Genomic DNA, 1,586 nt, shown 5'->3' on the forward strand with positions numbered 1-1,586 from the left:
CGACGCCGGGCGGAAGTAGTTCGGGCCGATGGCGCAGCCGCTCAGGGCGATTGCCACGGTCAACCCGAAAAACGGGCGAAATTTGAAATGTTTGGGGAGCAGGGAATGCATCTTAGTTTTCCTCCGTCGGGGTGGTCGGCTTGTGCTGCTTGCCGTGTTCCACCCACTTGAAGAACAGCGGGATGAAAATGGTGGCGATGAAGGTGGCGGCGATCATCCCGCCGAAGACGCCGGTCCCCATCGACTGACGAGCGCCGGCGCCGGCGCCGGTGGCCTTGACCAGCGGGAAGACGCCGAGCACGAAGGCCAGCGAGGTCATGATGATCGGCCGCAGGCGCAGGCGCGCCGCTTCGACGGCCGCCTGGGCGACAGTCATCCCTTCGTCGTATTTCTGGGCGGCGAATTCGACGATCAGGATGGCGTTTTTCGAAGCCAGCCCGATCAGTACCACCAACCCGATCTGGAAGTAGATGTCGTTCGGCATGCCGCGCAGCCAGATCGCCGTCAGCGCGCCCATCAGCGCGAAGGGCACGGCCATCACGACGGCGATGGGCAGCGACCACTTTTCGTACTGGGCGGCGAGGATCAGGAAGACCATCACGATGGCAAAGCCGAAGGCCTGCAGCGACGAGCCGGATGTGCGCTTTTCCTGGAAGACCTGGCCGGTCCAGGCGATGCCGAAGCCGTCGGGCAGCGTCGCGGCGGCGACTTCCTCGACGATCTTGATGGCGTCGCCCGAACTGACACCCGGTTTGCTATCACCCAGGACCTTGGCCGAGGTGAAGCCGTTGTAGCGTTCGATCTGCTCAGGTCCGACGATGTTCTTGACCTGGCTGACCGCCGACAGCGGAATCATCGCGCCGGTCGTCGCGCTCTTCACATAGACCTTGCCGATGTCGTCCGGCTTAATCCGGGCGTTGGCTTCGGCCTGCAACTGCACGCGGTAAACGCGGCCGCCCTTGTTGAAGTCATTGACGTAGAGGGCGCCCATCGTGCTTTGTAGTGTCGAGTAGATGTCGGCAATCGGGATGCCCAGCGCCAGCGCCTTCTGCTCGTCGACCTCGACGAACAGTTGCGGCACGGTCGGCCGGAAGAAGGTGTTGATGCGGGTGAATTCCGGATGCTTCTGCAGATCGGCAATGAACTGCTGGGTGACCTCGTTGAGCTTGCGGACATCGCCGTCCACGCGGTTCTGGACATAGACTTCGAAGCCGCCGGCGGTGCCGAGGCCGCGGATGGGCGGCGGATTGAAGACCAGGCCGAGGCCGTCCGGCTGCATCATGCCGAAGCCCATGAACTTGCCGGCCAGGTCCTGCGCCTTGCCCTGGCGCTCCGACCAGTCCTTGAGCGGGATGAAGATGGTGCCGGCGTTGGGCTTGTTGCCGCCGCCGATCAGGTCGAAGCCGGAAACGATGAAGGTATGAGCCACCGCCTCGTCCTTGGCAAACATCTGGCGCATGCTTTCGCCGGTCTTCTCGGTGCGCTTCAGCGTCGCACCGTCGGGCAGGATCAGCGCCGAGATCAGATAGCCCTGGTCTTCGGCCGGCACGAAACCGCCGGGGATGACGCGGAAGTAGGCGACGGTC

Annotated in this window: 1 protein-coding gene; it reads right to left on the reverse strand. The window is 63.6% G+C overall.

Translation table 11 applies throughout. From position 1 onward, the window contains the following. Positions 1–112: 112 nt before the first annotated feature. A partial coding sequence (locus ADADOO_RS03115; RefSeq protein WP_511274927.1) for an efflux RND transporter permease subunit occupies positions 113–1,586 on the reverse strand: 1,474 nt, incomplete at its 5' end.

The organism is Azonexus sp., from assembly GCF_036170495.1.
Lineage (GTDB): Bacteria > Pseudomonadota > Gammaproteobacteria > Burkholderiales > Rhodocyclaceae > Azonexus.